Genomic DNA, 18,715 nt, shown 5'->3' on the forward strand with positions numbered 1-18,715 from the left:
GATCACCGCGTGACCGCGTGACTCGACGATTCGAGGAGATACTCCGATTTAGGATGGGTTCGGGTTACGGTAATCGGACACTCGCTCGGCGATTCGGTATCGGTTTCGGTCAGCATGTACTGCGGCCACTCGCGGTCGCCCTCGTTGCCCCAATCGCCGAGGTCGGCGTGGGGACAGACGCCGTCGTAGTCCTCGAGTCGGTCCTGAATCACGTCTCGGGCGTGCTGGCCGGCCTCGGTGTCGCCGGTGACGTTCAACTCCTCGAACAGCGCGCGGGGCTGGAACGTGATCTCGAGGCCGACCGGACAGTAACGGCTCTTTCGGTCCTCGTAAAACGGGGCGCGACAGGTCGGGAACATCGGCTCGCCGCCGAAGCAAAACTCCCAGTGAGGGTCGTCGGGCTCGGTCGGGATCCGGTCAGGCCACGGCTCCGGATCGTGGACGTGGAGAAACTGGAGGATGTGCCAGAGCGCGCGGTGGTACTCCGCCTCGGACAGGCTGTCTTCGGGCGGTTTGAAAAACGTCACTAACGACGCGCGCTCGCTGTGGTCCCGATACGTCTCGAGGTACTCGAGCAACGTTCGACCCAGCTCAAGCAGGGCGTCTTTGTCGGTCATCGACGGGACGGCCGTGTACAGCGGCTCGCCGTTCTGGACGGACTCGACGCCGAAGAAACAGGGGAACGGACTGTCGTTTCGCTCGCCCAACAGCCCATCGCGAAACGACTCCCAGTGGGCCGCGACCCAGTCGGGTGCCCCACCGGATTCGACGCGTGCCGCCACGGTCGCTTGGTCGTTGAGCGTGCCGACGACGGAATCGGTCATCGACTAGAATTCGATCCGTTCCGTCCTTTTAGGTATCGGTTCCCACGAGTGCGGCACAGCCGCGAGCGTCTACTCATGGTCGCGCGTCGGTCGCATCCTCGCGGTGTTCCTCGAGCGAAAGATCGATCTCATTTGCCTGTTCTCGGATCTCGGCTGCGTCGACGACGGTAACCTCGCCGTCCTCGAGGAGGACCTCCCCGTCGACCATGGTAAACGCTACGTCATCGCCGTGAGCGCCGAAGACGAGATGCGAGAGCGGGTCGTGCAACGGCGTCGCTCGAGTCAGATCGGTATCCAGCCCGATGATGTCGGCACGCCATCCCTCGCGGAGTGCGCCGAGGCGGTCGAATCCGGCCGCCTTCGCGCCGTTTATCGTTGCCATCTCGAAGAGCGCCTCGGCCGGTGCGGCGACCGGATCCAGCCCGTCGACTTTCTGGAGGAGGCTCCCCTGGCGCATCTCCGTGAACGGGTCGAGCGTGTTGTTACACGGCGGGCCGTCGTTGCCGATCGCGACGTTGATCCCCCGCCCGAGGTAGTCGGTGATCGGCGCGATCCCGCTCGCGAGTTTCATGTTCGACGACGGGCAGTAGGTGACGTGGGTGCCCGTCTCCGCGAGCAGCTCGCGTTCGCTCTCGTCGGTCCAGACGCAGTGTGCGAGGACGACATCGTCGCCGGTGAGGCCGACTTCATCTAGCCAGTGGATGTTCCGCATCCCGGTGTCGTCCTCGACGGTCTCGATCTCGCCGCGGTTTTCGCTGGCGTGGGTGTGGATCCGAACCCCCTCGTACTCGTCCGCGAGGGCTCGAGCCCCGCGTAGACATTCCTCGCTGCAGGAGACGGCAAAGCGCGGCGTTACCGCATACCGGATTCGGTCGTCGAACGCCCCGTGGTACTCCTCGATCAGCCGCCGACTCTCGGCCAGCGCCTCGTCGGTGTCCTCGAGCAGGCCGTCCGGCGACCGTTGGTCCATCAGGACCTTCCCAAGGATGCCGCGAATCCCGATCTCGCCGGCCGCCTCAAACGCGCGCTCGGCGTGGTTGACCGAGAGGTGATCGATGCAGGTCGTCGTCCCGCTCTCGATCATCTCGAGGTAGCCCAGTTTCGCCGCGATCTCCATCTCTGCGGCCGAGAGCGACGCTTCCATCGGCAGAACGTACTCGAACAGCCACTCGAGCAGTTCCGAATCGTCGGCGATGCCGCGACCGAGGCTCTGGACCGAATGGAGGTGGCCCCCGACCAGTCCCGGCAGGAGAATATCGTACGACTGCTCCTCGCGGTCCGGGTACCGATCGCGGAGTTCGTCGTATGGGCCGACGGCGGCGATTCGAGAGCCGTCGACGACGACCGCCCCATTCTCGATGACGGTGTCCGCGTCGGCGATGACCGTTCCGGAAAGTAGCATATCACCCGAGAATCCAGTCCGACGGGCAAAACGGTTTGGACTACGGCCGACCGTGGCGTCTGCGGGGTGCCGCTACTGTCTCGGTAGGCATCTCGGATCTCGGTTTGCCTCGGCAACTCTTGACTCGCGATACCGTCCCGAGCGGGTTCGACGCGGCGAGAGTGACTGTTTAAGACCGGATCGAAGTCGGTTCGATTGTCGGCAGAACTTACCCACCCTTAGTGTGTATAACCGTTTTATCGATGTCGTTGTCGCGATATAATCGAACGATCCCTAACCGCATGGCGGCGGCGATGTTCCGGCCCTCGATACCTAAGTACGAAGAGCGTGTACGGTGCTTGTACGACGATGAGTACGATTGATTTATCGCAACGACAACGACGAACGCTTACTGAACTCGTCAACGAGTATCAGGCGACCGACTCGCCGGTTTCGGCGACGGACCTCGCAGACACGCTCGACCGCAAGCCGGGCACGCTTCGGAACCAGATGTCGTCGCTCCGCTCGCTCGACCTCGTCGAAGGAATCCCCGGGCCCAGCGGCGGGTACAAACCGACTGACACCGCCTACGAGGCTCTCGATCGAGAGCCGCTTGCCGACGCCGAATCAGTCACCCTCGCGCGCAACTACGACCGCGTCACGGCGACCGTCGACACGATCGATTTCACGACGGTTCACAATCCGGATCTCTGTCGAGCGCAAGTCCACTTTCAGCAGTCGGTCCGGGGCTTCGAGAAGGGCGACGAGATCGCGATCGGACCGACGCCGGTCGCGAACCTCGTCCTCGGCGGTGTGATCGTCGCTGTTAACGAGAGCGAAAACATGGTGATCCTCGATGTCGCTCTCTTGGAGGCACCGATGGAGGGGGACGGGACGGAACCCGCCTGAGAGTCGCGAGCGCATCGAACTGTTGTGCGTCGACGATTACCGAGTTACCGCGGTGTCTGCCGATATCTCGTCGGTTAATCCAGTCCGATAGGCGGTTCGAGAGCGGGATGTAGCGGTGATTGCTCTGTCCGAACGCTGAGAGATCCAACGCGAGCGGACACGCTGTCCGACCTGTCGTCGGTGGTCCGTTCGGGCGATGCCAGTCAAATCGGGACCTAATCAATTAGACTAACTGGTTAGACTAACCAGATTGATGGAACTATTCGTTCACGTAGCCACGCTGACTACCGGCTCTCGACCTCGTTTACCGGTCGCTCGAACGAACGACTCACCTCTGAGCAACGCCTTCACACAAAGCGGGGCGCGGAGAGGAAGATTTATGGCTGACTGACTGGTTAGTCAGTGCATGGGCCAGCTATCGCAGAAACGACCGTGGCTCGCAGCGCTGCTTGCGGCACTCGTGACCGGTCTCGGCCACCTCTATCTCCGTCGGTGGCGTCGCGCGGTCGGATGGCTCGCCGCGTCTTTCGTGACGACCGCGCTATTCGTCGACCCGGCCGCATTCGACGCGTTCGTTGCCGGTAGTTTTGGCCGCGAGACGCTGATCGCGATCGCGCCGATGTTCGTCGTCATCGGCCTCAGTATCGTTGACGCGTATCTCCTCGCTCGAGCACAAACCGACGGCACTGTCGCCGGCTCGGGCGACGGCACCGATGCGGACACGGTCGCCTGCCCTCACTGCGGGAACGAGCTCGATCCGGATCTCGAGTTCTGTCATTGGTGTACGAACTCGGTTGCGGATATCGATCGCGACCGCTCGGACCCGATGGACGAGGATCGCTGACGACCGCTGGATCAGCCGACGGAAACCGCGGTTGCAGTGGGACGTGACGACCGCACTGTTGGCCTCCGATTATTCTGAGCGACAACCCACCGACGACACTCTAGCCAGATATTCAACGCCTAGTCGTGTATTTTAATAGGTCTCTTCTCATAACTAGTTATGGACCACAGACAGATGCTGGAGACGACCCGTACCTACGTCGCACGCATTACGAATCACGAAGAGGTCCGTAACGACCTCGACCAGTGTGGGTTCTCCGCATCCAAACTGTGGAACGTCGGTCGCTACTACATCCAAGGTCGGTGGGACGACGACGAAATTCCCGACGAGGCCGAACTGAAATCGGAGTTGAAAGACCACGAACGCTATAGTGACCTGCATTCTCAGTCAAGTTCGCTCGAGACGGCGAAGCCGTCTCGTGATGCCAATGAGCTTCGCTCATTGAGCACAGCGAGTTCTCGAAGAACTTGCTGAGGCGTTTATCGGCTGGTACAACTCCGACGACGGTAACAACCCACCGGGCTACCGGAAACGTGGCGACGCCCACCCGCGTTCCACTGTCACGTGGAAGAAACGGGCTATCAAGCACGACGACAAACACGGCCAACTCCGCCTCTCGAAAGGGTTCAACTTGAAAGAGAGTCGGTCTGACTTCATCCTCGCGGAGTACGAAACCCGCCCCGACGTAGAGGTCGAGAATATCCAGCAGGTGCGTGCCGTCTGGAACGGAGACGAGTGGGAACTGCATCTCGTCTGCAAGAAAGAGATTCCAGTCGAAGACGCACCCGGCGACAAGACAGCAGGTATCGATCTCGGTATCACGAACTACCTCGCCATCGACTACGAAGACGGCCCTTCGGAGTTGTATCCGGGGAACGTGCTGAAAGAGGACAAGCACTACTTCACCCGCGAAGTGTATCAAACTGAAAGCGAGAACGGGCCGTCAAAACGTGCGCGAAAAGCCCGAAAGAAACTCTCCCGACGCAAAGACCACTTCCTCCATACCCTCTCGAAACACATCGTTCAGCGGTGTGTCGAAGAAGGCGTAGAAGAGATCGCGGTTGGTGACCTCAGCGGTATCCGCAAAGACGAGAACGGTGACTCACGGAACTGGGGCCAGTCGAGGAACAAGAAACTCCACGGATGGGAGTTCGACCGATTCGCTCGCCTTCTCGAATACAAGACCGAGGAACATGGCATCCTCGTTGACCGCGTAGATGAGGAGAACACGAGCAAGACGTGTTCGTGTTGCGGGCAGATTCGAGATAGCAACCGCGTGGAGCGCGGTCTGTACGTCTGTTCGTCGTGCGAGGCGACGATGAACGCAGATGTGAACGGTGCGGTGAACATTCGCAGAAAGATAACTCAAAATCCCCCGACGGGGGATATGAGTAACGGCTGGTTGGCACAGCCCGAAGTCTTCCTGTTCGACCGCGAGAGCGGGTCGTTCAAAACGAGAGAGCAGGGAGTCTGCAAACCCTAATATCCCAACGCTGAGCGAACCGGTGGTTCGCGACGTACGCGAATCTTCGATTCGCTTGACTCGGGATTCCTCCGCCTTCAGGCGGAGGAGGATGTCAACGAGGCGCTAGGGACTGTCGAAAGCCAGTCGTCGGTATCGGTGTGACGCTTGCGGACATCGACGAGCAGTACAGAGAACACGTCACGACAGTGGAACGGGGGTTCGGAACAGTCAGTCGAATACAGTTCGTCCTCGCGGAAGACACCGTCACTCTCCAACCTGGTTCGCTGTCGTCCACTGTACGACGACTCCGGCGGCACGCGACGCGCCGTCTGACCGAGGTCGAGCGGGCGCTCGATGAACGATCGCCCGTCGCCGATGTCGTCCCCGTACGAGCCTTCGTTAGAGAGGCTGCGCCGGACCGGCTACCGAAGCGGTGTCGGGACTGACTCGAACGGGGCCCCCTGTTGGTGATGACGGGTCGCCGAGGCGGTTCACAAACGAATCAGGCCGTTTCTGACTGCTCTCCCCTCGAGCGAAGATCGGTCTCAGTAAGCCACTCCCACTCCGAAAGCTGATCCGCGATATCGTTCGGCTGTCCGGATAGCGACGCATCGGCATCATCGATCGGGACGACTCGCTTCATCGGATACGGGGCGTGGCCGAGGCGGTCGCCCCGCTGATACTGCTGTCGGTCGAATACGTAAACGCCATCGCTGCTATCGATAACGATCGCGGCGATATCGTCGGTCTTGAGATCTTCCAGGAAGCTTTCTGCCAACGGATAGCCGTCGTGTAAGTTCGAAAAATGCTTCCGCTCTCGAGAAACGTATACTGCGGCTCGACCGTCCGAAAGGGTGAATTTCGACACGGACTCCGGTTGGCTATCGTACAGCCTCGACATATAGGAATCTGTTATCATCATCAGATCCTATACGTATGCCTGTCTGCGTGTACGCTTGAAAACAGCGGGGAGCTTTTGCCAGAGTTTGTCGAGATGGTTACAGCAGCCGCTGCAAACGGAGACGATATCCACAGCTAGTTGACTTTTGACAGACCGAATCGGGCGGGAATTCATAGCCCAGTGCTATCCTGGGTAGATCGTCCGACGGCACACACGTTCCAACAGAGTCTTTCTCGAAATGTCGACAAATAGAACGTTACGAAGAAACATAAGAGATCCTGTTTTTCCTATTCTATCCCGGCGGCTACGTTTCGCGAATCGAACCGAAACTGGTGTCGACGACCCACAGCGGTAGATTCCGGAACGGGACCGACGAGAAAGACATCGGTTCAACGGTTCGTGATTCCGTGACCGTGGTACCATCAGACAAAACCACAACGACGCCGAATCGGGAGTATAGACGGCGAGTAGTTGCTCTTTCGACTGGCAGCGATGTGTGGCTACCAGCGGTCAGGAGCGTAGCGGATCACTGCGTGCTACTCGTCAGTCGGAGCATCTGTCTGGGGTCCGCCTCCAGACGATGATTTGCGTTCCTGTCGTGATCCGGAATCATCGACCGCACCACCTCGATCGATACCTTTCTGGAAAATAACCACTATCGGAAACTGGTAACTACTGTTTCGTGAGACGTAGATATGTAATCGACTCGAGAAAGTCACTCACTGATAACTGATCGAAGCAGGTATCTGGAGTCGGCGGTCGGTGCTTCCCCCGGCGACAGCGAAGATTTGGCCGGCGGTTTCGATCGCGCCGAAAGCGTTCGGTGGCGTCCGAGCGCTCTCAGCCGTCCAACGGCGACTCGGTACCGCGAACGCTGTCGACGATCACGTCGCCGTCGGGCCGGGACGCGATCCAGAACAGTTTGTGGGCGTCGACCGACTGCTCGAATTGGACGTCCGGCGCGGAACCCACGGCGATCTTCCGGAGCGTCCACTTGAATAGCGCGTTCTCGGCTTTCTCGTGGACCTGCTCGTCGGTGAGTTCGGACGGAACGACGAGGACGTCATCGACGGTTCTCGAGACGGTCTCGGGGACCACGTCGGCCCGCACGGCGAGTCGTCGAGCGCGGTCGACGCTGACGACGTACTCGAGGTCCCGGTCCGCGATTAGCGGCCGGTTGACCGTCACGACCGCGTCGTAGACGCGGTACGGATACGCGACCGCGCCGACGCGGCCGGTCGAGTCGACGTCCTCGCGTGCGACCGTCGGCTCGATGACGGTCAGGTTCGTACGCTCTCGGGTCTGCCCCGTGATGTCGGCTGTCTCGGCCTGCTGTCGACGCGTTTCGCTCATTATTCTTCACCCGAGTCCCAATACTTGCTCTCTTCGACGTGGGCGCGAATGGTGTCCGTTTCCGTCACGGCCTTCGGATCGACGTCGCGACCGCCGTCGGTCACGTACTCGGGCGTCCCGGTTGGATCGTCGCTGCTCGAGAGCGCCGAGAGCGGCTTGTTGAACGACTTGAAGTGATCGTCGACGCCCTCCGGTGGCTTCGTCAACAGCGAGACGACGATAAGCGTCGTCGTCGAGAGGATGAACGCGGGGAAGAGCCCGTAGACACCGACCAGCCCCGTGAGGAACGGCGAGCCGTCGATCGCACCCATGAGTCCGAGCAGTTCGAGGACGGTCGAGAGCTGGGTCCACAGGATCATCGTCGTCGTGCCGACGATCATACTCGCGACGGAGCCCGTCGCAGTGACGCGTTTCCACCACAGTGCGGCGATGAGCGTCGGCCCGATGGCCGCTCCGAGACCGCCCCACGCGTAGTCGAGGACGAGCGTGTAGATGGGCGTGTTCTGTGCGAGGAAGGCGAAGGCGACGCTCGCTGCACCGAGCGCGAGCGTGACGTACTGGGAGTACCGAACCAGCGTGTCCTGACTCGCTTCCGGATTAACGTAGCCGTGGTAGACGTCCTCGACGATGGCGCTTGTCGCGACGAGCAGTTGCGAGTCGGCACTGGACATCATCGCGGCGAGTGCGGCCGCCAGGATGATCCCCGCGATCGCACCGGGGAAGAACTCGAGGGTGAGCAGCGGCATGACGTTGTTCGGGTCCTCGATGCCGCTCTGGCCGAAGACGACCAGTGCGTACAGCCCGACGAAGCCGGCCCCGAGGTAGGCGATGAACATGAACAGCTGGGCGACGAGGGCAGCGAGACGGATGTTCTTGACCTCGTCGATCCCCATGAACCGGACCATCACGTGCGGGTTTCCGGGGATACCGAGCCCGATGGCCGCGTAGCTGATGATGCCGAAGATGGCCGCCCAGCCGGTCATGCCGGCCGTGACGCTGGTGTAGGAACTCCCGACGGACGCGAGTTCGCCGAACGGGAGCCCGTAGTTGGTAAACGCGATAACTGGCAGGATGATGAACGCGGCTAAGATGATCGCGCCCTGCACGTAGTCCGACCACGCGACGGCGAAGTAGCCGCCGAGCATGGTGTAGCCGACGACGATGACGCCGCCCACGAGGATCCCGACCACCGACGAGACGCCGGTGAGGACCTCCAGTAGCGTCCCGGCGGCGACGATCTGTGCGCCCACGTAGCCGCCCTCAAAGATCATCAGGACGAACGCGGAGACGCCTTTGACGTAGCCGGTGTCGTCCTGCAGCCGCGTCTCGAAGAAGGTCGGTAACGTGACCGCTTTCACGATCTCCGTATACTTCCGGAGGCGCTTTGCGAGCCCTGCCCAGGCGAACAGGTCGGCTGGGATCATCCCGAGCCCGTTGTAAAACGCCATCACACCGGTCCCAAACGCGTCGCTCGGGACACCGAGCGTGAGCCAGCCGCTCATCTCGGAGGCGCGTTCGGAGAACCCGGTGACGACCGGGCCGATGCTGCGCCCGCCGATGACGTAGTCGTCGACGGAGTCCATGAGTTGCGAGGAGTACAGCCCGATTCCGAGGAGGACGAGCAAATACACCCCGAAGGTCCCAAGCACCCAGACGCCAGCCGAGCCGGCCAGTCCCTCACTGACCATGCTCTGCCTCCTCGTAGCGTTGGCGCAGTTGTTCCTCCCGTTTCCCCTCCCAGACGTAGTATACGCCCAGCATGACTAGGTACACGGCGAACGGTCCGAATAACCAGACCAATTCGACCGAACCACTCTCAGGCATACAGGTGTGTGCTTACCACCCACACATAAACGTACCGAATTTGCCCCTTTTTTTAATGGTGAATTAGTCGTCTCGAGGAGAGTGCTGTTGCTGTCGTCCCGCAGTGAGATCGTTTCGAGCGGTCGATCGCGGGCCACCACGAGATGCTTCCGTCGAGTCGGGCAGCTCTCGGGAAGCGTGTCTCGAGTCGGAACCGGCGAACGCGTCTCGCGCGCAATGGAGCGAAACCGGGTCAGTCAGACGCCGACGACGGCCCGAAGCGCGAACAAGGCGTTTTCCTTTCGCTCGCGGATCCGACGGTAGAAGTACTGCATCCACTTGTCGCCGTAGGGGATGTACTGATTGACCTCGTAGCCCTTCGTGGCGAGGTCGCGCTGGGCGTCCTCGCGAACGCCCATGAGCATCTGGATCTCGAAGGGAGTGTCGTGTTCCTTGTGAAGGTCGATCGCAGTCTCGAGCATCTCCAGGTCGTGGCTTCCGACTGCGATTCCCTGATCGAACTCTCGGAACAGGAACTCGAGATGCTCGATATACGCCTCGTTGACGGCTTCTTTCTTCTCGTAGGCGACTGAGGACGGTTCGTCGTAGGCACCCTTAACCAGTCGGACCGCCGCGGGAACGTCGGCGAGGCGACGCAGGTCGTCACCCGTGCGTTTGAGGTTCGCCTGAATGGCGACGCCGACGCCGTGGGGATGGTCCCGGGCCGTCGATTCGACGGCGTCTAAGGTCGTGTCAGTCGTCGTGTGGTCTTCCATATCACACCAGACGAAGACGTCTTCGTCGGCTGCGACGTCGACGATCCGTTCGAAGTTCTCCGTGAAGACCTCGGGGCCGACGTCGATCCCGATCTGGGACGGTTTGACCGAGACGGACCCGTTCAGGCCGCGAGAAGCCAGTTCGGAAACGAGACGGCAGTACTCGTCTGCGTCCGCGTCCGCGGGCTCGCGGTCGTGATAGTGTTCGCCGAGGAGATTGACGATGCCACCCATCCCCGACTCGTTACAGTCGGAGACGTGATCCAGCGTGCCGGACACGGTCGTTCCGGCGACGAATCGGCTCGCGATCGGGGGGATCATACCGTGTCGGTGGCACGCAATCCCCCTAAATCGATACCCGACCAAAAGATTCAGTCGGAAGCACCGAGAATCAATTACGGGTAGTCGATCAGGATTCGTCCGGGTTGAGCAGTTTCGCTTCGGCTTTCCGGAGGTGCTCGAGCAGCGTCGTCTTCGACACGCCGAGTTCGTCCGCGAGTTCGCGCGTGTCAATCTCGCGCGGCCACGCGTAGTAGTTGTGCTCGCAGGCGAGTTCGAACGCATCCCGTTGGCGGGGCGTCAGCCGATCGAGCCGGTCCGGCGTTCCCGACGAGTCGCCCGCCGGCGAGGCGATCTTGCTGATCGAGATCTCGGCATCGGTCTCGGCTCGGATGCTCTCGAGTCGGCTCTGAATCTCGGGGCGACCGTCGGCGACGAAGACCGGCCAGTGCTCGAGTCCGCGTTCGACGCGCACCGACGCGTCGTGAATGAAGCCGTGGGAGACGAGCGTGTCACTGATACTGTGTTCCGGCTCGTACTCGACGAAGAGTTCGCGGGTCGCGTTCCCGGGATCCGGTGCCCCGCTGGTCGGGCGCTGGCCGAGTTCGACCGTCGAGTGTGTCAGCGGTGACTCGTTTGCGAATTCGACGAACTCGTCGAGTTGCGCCGTCGTGTCCGCGTAGACGGTGAAGTGGCCCTTGACCGTTTCCTCGACGGTTCGGTGGACGGTATGGACGAGCAGTCCGGCGTCGACTGCCTCGGTCGCCTGTAACCCCCAGCAGTCGGGATGCCAAATCTCGAGCGCGAGTCGCGTGCCGTCTGTCCCCGTCGTCGTCGCTGTAGAACTCGTGCTGCTCATGTGTCGGTTCTGTTCGTCCGTTTCGGTGTGAGCAACATAAACATACTGAATACGAATACCGTGGTCCCCGCTCGAGTCGGTCCCGACCATGGGAGGCGGTGGTTATTCCCTGCCAATCCGTGACTCATACGGTATGAGCCAGCAGACGACAGCCCAGCCAAACCGTCACTACATCAACGGCGAGTGGACCGACGGCGAGGGCGACGAGACGTTCGAGAGCGAGAACCCAGCAACCGGTGACACGCTACGGACCTTCCACCGCGGAACCGAGGCCGACGTCGACGCGGCCCTCGAGTCTGCAGAACGCGTCCAAGACGAGTGGGAGGAACTGTCCCATATCGACCGCGCGGAGTACCTCTGGGACATCTATCAGGAACTCCGTGACCGGACGGACGAACTCGGCGAAATCGTCACCAAGGAGTGTGGGAAGGAAATCTCCGAAGGGCGAGCCGATGTCGTCGAGGCCGCACACATGGTCGAGTGGGCGGCCGGGAACGCCCGTCACCCACACGGGGACGTCGTTCCGTCCGAAATCGGGAGCAAGGACGCGTACATGCGGCGCAAACCCCGCGGCGTCATCGGCTGTATCACGCCGTGGAACTTCCCGGTCGCGATCCCGTTCTGGCACATGGCCGTCTCGCTGGTCGAGGGCAACACCGTCGTCTGGAAGCCCGCCGAGCAGACGCCGTGGTGTGCCCAGATCGTCGCCGAAATGTTCGAGGCAAGCGGCATTCCGGACGGCGTCTTCAACATGGTTCAGGGCTTTGGCGACGCCGGCGAAGCCATCGTCGAGGACTCGCGCGTCGACACCGTCCTCTTTACTGGCTCGGCGGAGGTCGGCCAGCAAGTCGGCCAAACCGTCGCCGAACAGCCCGGCAAGCTCGCGGCCTGCGAGATGGGCGGCAAGAACGCCGTCGTCGTCACCGACGAAGCCGACCTCGACACGGCCGTCCACTCGGCCGTGATGAGTTCGTTCAAGACGACCGGCCAGCGCTGTGTCTCCGCCGAACGCCTGATCGTCCACGAGAACGTCTACGACGAGTTCAAGGAGCGATTCGTCGACATCGCCGCGAACGTCGCCGTCGACGACCCGCTCGCTGAGGACACCTTCATGGGCCCGCTCGTCGAGGGCGAGCACAAGGAGAAGGTCCTCGAGTACAACGGACTCGCTCGTAGCGAGGACGTCAACGTTCTCGTTGACCGCGACGAACTGGCCGCAGACGAGATTCCAGAGGGCCACGAGGACGGCCACTGGGTTGGTCCGTTCGTCTACGAAGCCGACCACGAGGCGAATCTCCGCTGTACGCAGGAGGAGGTCTTCGGACCCCACGTCGCGCTCATGGAGTACTCGGGCGACATCGAAGACGCCGTCGAGATCCACAACGACACCGAGTACGGACTCGCTGGTGCGATCATTTCCGAGGATTACCGCGAGGTCAACTACTACCGCGACAACGCCGAGGTCGGACTCGCGTACGGCAACCTGCCGTGTATCGGGGCGGAAGTTCACCTGCCGTTCGGCGGCGTCAAGAAGTCCGGCAACGGCTACCCGAGCGGCCGCGAAGTGATCGAGGCCGTCACCGAGCGGACCGCGTGGACGCTGAATAACTCGAACGACATCGAAATGGCCCAGGGGCTGTCCGCTGATATCACGACAGACGATGACTGAGACGACCTGTCCCCTCTGCGGGCGAGAAGTCCGCGTCTCCGGCGAGTGGTGTCAGCGGTGCGGACGAACCGACCGCTGCGGTGCCGATTAACGCCGATCGGCGACGATCCGATCGACGCTGAACCGCCTGTCGGACCGGTCGTCGTCGGCCGATCGCGGGAGCGACCGCCTGATCGGCGTTCCGAATACGTGAACGAACCGTACGAAGAGCGGTCCGTTACCGTACGACACACTACTGGTAACCGATGCAACTATCGAACGACGTGGCTGATTCACACATTCCGAACAGGGGGTCGGCCGAAGGACGGCGCGATCGATCACTAGTGATAGACGGACAGAAATATCGTCAGTATACGGCCAGTAGTGTAAAATATAACAGAAACAGATCAGTAATATTCCCGGGCCTGTGAAACGAACCTCTAACCGACGCCCGTCATCACGACCCGTCCGAGCCCGTTCACACATTCCGAACGCTTATGCGTGGGTACGGCGAGGACTCGAACCATGACGGACGACGGCCCTCGCCCGGTCAAGACCACGAAAGCCTCGATCGCGCTCGTTCGCGCGGTCCACGACAGCGACGGCGCGACGCTGAGCGAACTGGCGGATCGTCTCGAGATGGCAAAGAGCACCGTCCACAATCACCTCCACACGCTGGTCGACGAGGGATTCCTCGTCCGCGACGGCGATACCTACCACATCGGACTCCAATTCCTCCCGTTCAGCGAGCACGCGCGCACCCGCAATCCGTTGTACGCGACGGCCCGACGGCGCGTCTATGCCCTCGCCGAACAGACGGGCAACGAAGCCGACTTCATCGTCGAAGAGAACGGCCGCGCTTATTCCCTCGAGTACGCGATCGGCGAGTCCTCTCGCGGGGGACTGCCGGAATCGAGTCCGTTTCGGGCGGGCAACCGCTTTCACATGCACAACTGCGCCTCGGGAAAAGCCATGCTGGCCTCGATGCCCGAATCGCGCGTTCGAGAGATCGTCGACCGATGGGGGCTTCCTGCCACGACTGAGCACACTATCACTGCGGAATCGGCCCTCTTCGACGAACTCGAGGCGATCCGCGACCGCGGGTACGCGACGAACGACGAGGAACTGATCGACGGCTACCGATCCATCGGCGCATCGGTAACGAGCCCCGACGGCGACGTGATCGGCGCGTTCTCCATCGGCGGCCCGGCCTATCGCATGGCCGTCGACGAGTCGACGACCGAAGAGATTGCACAACTACTGCGCGACGAGATCGACGCGCTCGAGGCGGACCTCTTCTGAGTCTGTCTTACATACGTATGTGTGTAATCTGTTCACTAGGGAACGGTACGGAGTATCATCTCAGTGCGAACCAGTGAACCGCCTCGGGGTCAAGCCCCGAGGCACTCGGCCTGCTCCGCCTGTAGACGGTCTTCGTCTGTCGGTAGTGATCGAGAGCCTCCTCGCCTAAGTCCCGCCCTACGCCCGATTGCTTTACGCCACCGTAGGACGTCCGGCAGAATCGGTCCGTACTCGATGTCGTTGGCCATCTCGATTACCTCGTCATACTCGCTGAACGAGAACACCCGTTTGACCGGTCCGAAGATTGCCTCCCTCGCGATCCGCATGTCAGGTGTCACGTCGGTAAAGACGGTGGGCTCTACGTCCCACCTGTCCTCAAGTCCGAGGGGATATCAGTGGACCACGTACTGAAGACGCCCGTCTTCCGCGACGACATCGACGATCACGAGTCGTCCAACGAAGCGTACAGTGACTTCTTCGATGACCATTTGGGTCACGATTTCTCGCGTTTTCCGATCGATCGGGTCGATACCTGCGTTTGCGGTTTCGAGGGTGCCGTTCAATTTTATCCACCGGCACCGTCTAGTGGTTCTTCAGCCGTGAATAGATGCATCAAAACCAGCAGACGAGAGCAGTCCTGTACTTATCGATTGAATCTGGAAGCAACACTAGTTAGCGCAGTTTGAGGAGTGAGCAGGTCGTAGAGTTGGCTTGGAATGATGCTCTCAGACCTGCTCAGCGAGAGCTACGCGGCGGAATTTGATGAATGTTGGGAGCGTGAGCGGACGGCGACGCCCGTCAGGGCGTTCGCCGTCCGGCTCCACGCGACCGGTTGTTCGCTTCGAGAGACACAAGCGATTCTTCGCTCAGTCGGCATTAAACGGTCTCATCAAGCAATCTGGCAATGGGTACATCGGCTGGCTGACAGCATCCCAGACCCGCCGACGGCGCAGCCGTCGCGGGTCGCGGTTGATGAAACCGCTGTCAGGATTAACGGCGACCGATCTTGGCTGTATGCTGCAATAGATCTCGACACGAAACTCATTCTCGACGTCGCGCTCTTTGGGCGACGAGGCACCGATCCAGCTGCTGCGTTTCTGCATGGACTCACCGAGAAACACGATCTCTCCGAGGCTGAGTTTCTCGTTGATGGCTACGGCTATCTGACTGCCCTCTCTCGGTTAGGATTGAGCAGTCACCTGGATTACGTCGATCGAAACCACATCGAAAAGTGGTTTCACACACTCAAAATGCGGATCGACCGCTTCCACAACTCGTGGGTGGGCAGTCGGGCGAGCGTCAGGGAGTGGCTTGAACAGTTTGTACACTATTATAACACGCAGCGACCGCACCAGTCACTCGACAAACAACCGCCAGCGGAGATGCTAAACTAGACAGTGCCATAGTCCTCCCACATACCATATAATTACAATACGTTACTCCGGATCGGCGGCTGATTCGAGCGAGCAGTTTAGTCGTTCATGTCCATCACAAAATTACCCACGACCACTGTGAAAAATGACGGGCATATCAGTGCACGATACGTTCGTTCGCGTCGGAGAAACGCGGTCTCGGAGCCGAAAACTGCTCTCGAGCGGGCTGTGTGACCGTCACTCGAGCGTCGCTATCAGCAGGAAGGTCTCCGGTCGGACGGCCTCGTGATCGATTGTGAACCCGGCGTCACGGAGGGCGTCCGCCGTCTCGTCGGCGCTGTATCGCTCGTCGACCGGGGGACCGTCCGCACCGGTACCGGTCGACGCCCAGTCGACGACGACGAATCGGCCGCCGGGCGCGAGGATTCGCCGAATTTCCGCGAGCGCCTCGTCGCTCGCGAACTCGTGGTAGGTCATCGTCGAGAACGCGGCGTCGATGCCGTCGTCGTCGAACGGCAGGTCGCTCACATCACTGGTCACGAGGTCGACGTTCTCCGGGACCCCTTTCTCCCGGTAGTATTCGTGCATCTCCTCCTGGACATCGACTGCGTGGACCGTGCCGGCGTGGGGAGCGACATCGTCGGTGAAAAAGCCCGTCCCGCTGCCGAGGTCGGCGACAGTGTCGTCCGACGAGAGCGAGAGCGCCCACACTAGTTCCTCGGACGAGAGGAAGCGATAGCGTGTCTCGGCCTCCTCTAACTTGTCGGCCCGCGACGCGTCGAAGGTGTGGTATCCCATGGTTACAGTTCCTCGAAGGCAGTATCGACGAGATCGCCCGTCTCCTCCACGATCGCTGCCATCTCATCGTCGTCCGGTGCCATACCGACGAGCCGCGCGATCCGCATGATCGAGACGTGGTAGACGCGCTGTCGACCGGGTTCTTCTTCCCAGACGACGACGTTACACGGGAACAACGCCCCGAGTTTTCCGCCGGTAGCATCGAGCGCTCGGTCGGCGACCGCCGGGTTACACGCGCCGAGGACGTAATAGGGATCGCGGTCGGCATTCACTGTTTCGTTCAGCAGTTCCGACGGAGAGAACTCGACGGGGACGCCGAATCCTGCGTCGGTGAACACCTCGCGGACGTGTTCGATCGCGTCCTCGTGATCCATCTCGAGGGTCGTCTGTTTCGCACCGATATCATCCGGATCGAGTTGGGCGGGGTCGATAGGCAACGTCATCGTGTATAGTATTGGGAGTACAGCGAAATCACTTTCGGCTTCCGTCTCCGGCGTCCGTCGAGCACTCTCTCACGTGGGTGATCCTGTCCGGTTTCTCGGAGCGCGGAATGAACTCTCGAGGAGCGCGTCGTACAAACCGCTCACTCGAGTTCTGTCCCTCCGTTAGCACCCGGTCGCGCGATGCCAAGCCGTCCTTCGACAAATGCGGCCACGTCAGCGGCAAACGCTTCGACTTCGTCTCAGTCCGTGACGATGAGGACGCATCGAACTCGTCGAGGTCGAACCCTGCCGGGAGCTCCTTGAGGTTGATCGCCGTCGTGACCGCGTTCGTCGAGTGCGTCGGCGATGCGGCCGGCGACGGTTTCCGTCTGTCCCTCACCGGTGCCGTAGAGGACGGGAAACGAGAGCATCGGATCGGTGTCCTTCCACGAGCAGGAATATAACACGACTTCCCCGGACACGTCACCCGGCGGGCGACGACCGATCGGTTCAGTCGCGGACGACGGTGACGGAGACGGGTGACCGGTGGACGACCATCTCGGCGACGCTGCCGAGCATCAGTCGTGTCGTCTCTATCCGTCCATGACTGCCGATGACGATGTGGTCGATCTCGTTCGCCTCGGCGTAGTCGACGATCTCGCGCGCGGGCTCGCCGGTTGCGGTTTCGGTATCGAACTCCCTGCCGTATTTGCTCGCCAATTCGCGTGCGTCATCGAAGATTTTCGCCTCCTCTTCGTTCGCCCGCTCGTACCACTCGTCGGAACCGTGGGGCGGTTCGTTTCTGATGTCGACATCGGTCGGAGAACTGTACCCGGGATCCATGGGATCGAGTATGTGGAGTGCGACGACGGACGTATCGTCGGACTCTTCGAACGCGTATTCCAGCGCTCGTTTAGACAGTGGTGATCCGTCAACGGGAACCAGTAGTTGCTGGGGCATCGAACTACGTACCTCGTGGAGTCGCAAAATACTATCCGGCAACCCCCGATATAGAAACGCGCCGGGCTCAACCACAACGGATCACGATGATCCACAACACCGTTTCTACAGCCTGCTTGTCACCGCTTTGCACCCACAACATCGACCGCTAGGCGCGATCGGCTCAACTTCCGTCTCGAATCGGCGTCGACGCTACCGGACGACGATGACGGGAATCGGCGACCGGCGGACGACGTTTTCCGCGACACTTCCGAGCAGGATACGCGAAATCCCCTCACGGCCGTGGCTCCCGATGACGATCGTATCGTACGCCTCTTTCTCCGCCAGATCGACGATCTCGTGGTCGGGCTTTCCGGTAGCGATTTCGGTATCGAGATCGCGGCCGCGGTCCGCAGCGAGTTCGGCCACCTCGTCGAGGATATCGCGCCCGTTATCCCGGGCCCGGTCGACAGCGGGAACCCGATCTTCGGGATCCTGGAACGCCGGCCAATAGCCGTCCGGAACCGGGACAACGTACAGGGCAACGAGGTCTGCGTCCGGGAACGTCTCGAAGGCGTACTCGAGCGCCTCTCTTGCCGGTTCTGAACCGTCATACGGAACGAGGAGTCGGGTACTCATACGACGCTGCACGGGACACATCGATATAATACCGTGACCGTGTTCGAGGAAGAGCACAAACCACCGGCACCTCGGCGTTCTGGATGACGGTTTCCGCCACGCTTCCGAGGGCGTGACAGTCCATCCCGTTCGGCTGTGGGTCCCATCGTGACAGTTTCGATGAGACTGTCGTTACATTCCTCCACACGTTCGCAAACCAC

At 61.0% G+C, this 18,715-nt stretch carries 18 protein-coding genes and 2 pseudogenes; 6 read left to right on the forward strand and 14 right to left on the reverse strand.

All coding sequences use genetic code 11. The features are described 5' to 3' along the window. Positions 1–2: 2 nt before the first annotated feature. A complete protein-coding gene (locus ACJYUO_RS19990; RefSeq protein WP_494347094.1) occupies positions 3–824 on the reverse strand; it encodes a YqcI/YcgG family protein in 822 nt (273 codons plus the stop codon). 73 nt (positions 825–897) lie between these two features. After that, positions 898–2,226, reverse strand: coding sequence for a 5'-deoxyadenosine deaminase (locus tag ACJYUO_RS19995; protein ID WP_494347095.1), 1,329 nt, complete (start codon positions 2,224–2,226; stop codon positions 898–900). A gap of 348 nt (positions 2,227–2,574) precedes the next feature. On the opposite strand from ACJYUO_RS19995, the gene ACJYUO_RS20000 reads away from it, so the two are divergent. The 3 genes and pseudogenes from ACJYUO_RS20000 (at position 2,575) to ACJYUO_RS20010 (ending at position 5,441) form a co-directional block, all read left to right on the forward strand. After that, positions 2,575–3,114 carry a TrmB family transcriptional regulator gene (locus tag ACJYUO_RS20000; protein WP_494347096.1) on the forward strand — a complete coding sequence of 180 codons (540 nt, stop codon included), beginning with the start codon at positions 2,575–2,577 and terminating at the stop codon, positions 3,112–3,114. A gap of 406 nt (positions 3,115–3,520) precedes the next feature. Beyond that, positions 3,521–3,958, forward strand: coding sequence for a DUF7575 domain-containing protein (locus tag ACJYUO_RS20005; RefSeq protein ID WP_494347097.1), 438 nt, complete (start codon positions 3,521–3,523; stop codon positions 3,956–3,958). 174 nt (positions 3,959–4,132) lie between these two features. Continuing rightward, positions 4,133–5,441 (forward strand): annotated as a pseudogene (locus tag ACJYUO_RS20010) (RNA-guided endonuclease InsQ/TnpB family protein). 484 nt (positions 5,442–5,925) lie between these two features. Here ACJYUO_RS20010 and ACJYUO_RS20015 read toward each other — a convergent pair. The 6 genes from ACJYUO_RS20015 to ACJYUO_RS20040 form a co-directional block, all read right to left on the reverse strand. Next, entirely contained in the window at positions 5,926–6,201 is a 276-nt protein-coding gene (locus ACJYUO_RS20015; protein ID WP_494347098.1) for a hypothetical protein, read from the reverse strand. Between the two features lie 963 nt (positions 6,202–7,164). Next, positions 7,165–7,677: a hypothetical protein gene (locus tag ACJYUO_RS20020; protein WP_494347099.1), complete on the reverse strand. Its 513-nt coding sequence runs from the start codon at positions 7,675–7,677 to the stop codon at positions 7,165–7,167. Next, positions 7,677–9,365 carry a sodium/proline symporter gene (locus ACJYUO_RS20025; protein WP_494347100.1) on the reverse strand — a complete coding sequence of 563 codons (1,689 nt, stop codon included), beginning with the start codon at positions 9,363–9,365 and terminating at the stop codon, positions 7,677–7,679. The genes ACJYUO_RS20020 and ACJYUO_RS20025 overlap by 1 nt, the downstream gene beginning before the upstream one ends. Next, complete coding sequence (locus ACJYUO_RS20030; protein ID WP_273737065.1) at positions 9,355–9,501, reverse strand: hypothetical protein; 147 nt, start codon at positions 9,499–9,501, stop codon at positions 9,355–9,357. The genes ACJYUO_RS20025 and ACJYUO_RS20030 overlap by 11 nt, the downstream gene beginning before the upstream one ends. Before the next feature lie 236 nt (positions 9,502–9,737). Then, positions 9,738–10,577: a proline dehydrogenase family protein gene (locus ACJYUO_RS20035; RefSeq protein WP_494347101.1), complete on the reverse strand. Its 840-nt coding sequence runs from the start codon at positions 10,575–10,577 to the stop codon at positions 9,738–9,740. 88 nt (positions 10,578–10,665) lie between these two features. Next, positions 10,666–11,394: a helix-turn-helix domain-containing protein gene (locus ACJYUO_RS20040; protein WP_494347102.1), complete on the reverse strand. Its 729-nt coding sequence runs from the start codon at positions 11,392–11,394 to the stop codon at positions 10,666–10,668. Between the two features lie 133 nt (positions 11,395–11,527). Between ACJYUO_RS20040 and ACJYUO_RS20045 the strand changes: the two genes are divergently transcribed. Both ACJYUO_RS20045 and ACJYUO_RS20050 read left to right on the forward strand, forming a co-directional pair. Beyond that, positions 11,528–13,063 carry an aldehyde dehydrogenase family protein gene (locus tag ACJYUO_RS20045; RefSeq protein WP_494347103.1) on the forward strand — a complete coding sequence of 512 codons (1,536 nt, stop codon included), beginning with the start codon at positions 11,528–11,530 and terminating at the stop codon, positions 13,061–13,063. A gap of 504 nt (positions 13,064–13,567) precedes the next feature. Beyond that, on the forward strand, positions 13,568–14,344 hold the full coding sequence (locus ACJYUO_RS20050) for an IclR family transcriptional regulator (protein ID WP_494347104.1): 777 nt from the start codon (positions 13,568–13,570) through the stop codon (positions 14,342–14,344). 55 nt (positions 14,345–14,399) lie between these two features. On the opposite strand, the pseudogene ACJYUO_RS20055 reads toward ACJYUO_RS20050, so the two are convergent. Together ACJYUO_RS20055 and ACJYUO_RS20060 are read right to left on the reverse strand one after the other, a co-directional pair. Further along, positions 14,400–14,724: pseudogene (locus ACJYUO_RS20055) on the reverse strand (aldehyde dehydrogenase family protein); the annotation flags it as partial. A gap of 12 nt (positions 14,725–14,736) precedes the next feature. Then, positions 14,737–14,907 (reverse strand): hypothetical protein, encoded by a 171-nt coding sequence (locus ACJYUO_RS20060; RefSeq protein WP_494347105.1) that lies wholly within the window; start codon positions 14,905–14,907, stop codon positions 14,737–14,739. Positions 14,908–15,060: 153 nt separating this feature from the next. Here ACJYUO_RS20060 and ACJYUO_RS20065 point away from each other — a divergent pair, with 153 nt between their 5' ends. Next, on the forward strand, positions 15,061–15,738 hold the full coding sequence (locus tag ACJYUO_RS20065) for an IS6 family transposase (RefSeq protein ID WP_494347106.1): 678 nt from the start codon (positions 15,061–15,063) through the stop codon (positions 15,736–15,738). A 216-nt stretch (positions 15,739–15,954) separates the two neighbouring features. Here ACJYUO_RS20065 and ACJYUO_RS20070 read toward each other — a convergent pair whose 3' ends face one another. The 4 genes from ACJYUO_RS20070 to ACJYUO_RS20085 form a co-directional block, all read right to left on the reverse strand. Further along, complete coding sequence (locus tag ACJYUO_RS20070) at positions 15,955–16,515, reverse strand: class I SAM-dependent methyltransferase (RefSeq protein WP_494347107.1); 561 nt, start codon at positions 16,513–16,515, stop codon at positions 15,955–15,957. Positions 16,516–16,517: 2 nt separating this feature from the next. After that, the gene (locus ACJYUO_RS20075; protein ID WP_494347108.1) at positions 16,518–16,958 is read right to left on the reverse strand and encodes a DUF302 domain-containing protein; all 441 of its coding nucleotides are present in this window, start codon (positions 16,956–16,958) and stop codon (positions 16,518–16,520) included. Between the two features lie 489 nt (positions 16,959–17,447). After that, the gene (locus ACJYUO_RS20080; protein ID WP_494347109.1) at positions 17,448–17,897 is read right to left on the reverse strand and encodes a universal stress protein; all 450 of its coding nucleotides are present in this window, start codon (positions 17,895–17,897) and stop codon (positions 17,448–17,450) included. 192 nt (positions 17,898–18,089) lie between these two features. Beyond that, positions 18,090–18,515, reverse strand: coding sequence for a universal stress protein (locus ACJYUO_RS20085; RefSeq protein WP_494347110.1), 426 nt, complete (start codon positions 18,513–18,515; stop codon positions 18,090–18,092). Positions 18,516–18,715 lie beyond the last annotated feature (200 nt).

Source organism: Natrinema sp. CRL1, from assembly GCF_059162405.1.

Bases quoted from the DNA above. Each gene is read 5' to 3' on its own strand.
- ACJYUO_RS19990 (WP_494347094.1), bottom strand. From the start codon at position 824: ATGACCGATTCCGTCGTCGGCACGCTCAACGACCAAGCGACCGTGGCG.
- ACJYUO_RS19995 (WP_494347095.1), bottom strand. From the start codon at position 2,226: ATGCTACTTTCCGGAACGGTCATCGCCGACGCGGACACCGTCATCGAG.
- ACJYUO_RS20000 (WP_494347096.1), top strand. From the start codon at position 2,575: ATGAGTACGATTGATTTATCGCAACGACAACGACGAACGCTTACTGAA.
- ACJYUO_RS20005 (WP_494347097.1), top strand. From the start codon at position 3,521: ATGGGCCAGCTATCGCAGAAACGACCGTGGCTCGCAGCGCTGCTTGCG.
- ACJYUO_RS20020 (WP_494347099.1), bottom strand. From the start codon at position 7,677: ATGAGCGAAACGCGTCGACAGCAGGCCGAGACAGCCGACATCACGGGG.
- ACJYUO_RS20025 (WP_494347100.1), bottom strand. From the start codon at position 9,365: ATGGTCAGTGAGGGACTGGCCGGCTCGGCTGGCGTCTGGGTGCTTGGG.
- ACJYUO_RS20030 (WP_273737065.1), bottom strand. From the start codon at position 9,501: ATGCCTGAGAGTGGTTCGGTCGAATTGGTCTGGTTATTCGGACCGTTC.
- ACJYUO_RS20035 (WP_494347101.1), bottom strand. From the start codon at position 10,577: ATGATCCCCCCGATCGCGAGCCGATTCGTCGCCGGAACGACCGTGTCC.
- ACJYUO_RS20040 (WP_494347102.1), bottom strand. From the start codon at position 11,394: ATGAGCAGCACGAGTTCTACAGCGACGACGACGGGGACAGACGGCACG.
- ACJYUO_RS20045 (WP_494347103.1), top strand. From the start codon at position 11,528: ATGAGCCAGCAGACGACAGCCCAGCCAAACCGTCACTACATCAACGGC.
- ACJYUO_RS20050 (WP_494347104.1), top strand. From the start codon at position 13,568: ATGACGGACGACGGCCCTCGCCCGGTCAAGACCACGAAAGCCTCGATC.
- ACJYUO_RS20065 (WP_494347106.1), top strand. From the start codon at position 15,061: ATGATGCTCTCAGACCTGCTCAGCGAGAGCTACGCGGCGGAATTTGAT.
- ACJYUO_RS20070 (WP_494347107.1), bottom strand. From the start codon at position 16,515: ATGGGATACCACACCTTCGACGCGTCGCGGGCCGACAAGTTAGAGGAG.
- ACJYUO_RS20075 (WP_494347108.1), bottom strand. From the start codon at position 16,958: ATGACGTTGCCTATCGACCCCGCCCAACTCGATCCGGATGATATCGGT.
- ACJYUO_RS20080 (WP_494347109.1), bottom strand. From the start codon at position 17,897: ATGCCCCAGCAACTACTGGTTCCCGTTGACGGATCACCACTGTCTAAA.
- ACJYUO_RS20085 (WP_494347110.1), bottom strand. From the start codon at position 18,515: ATGAGTACCCGACTCCTCGTTCCGTATGACGGTTCAGAACCGGCAAGA.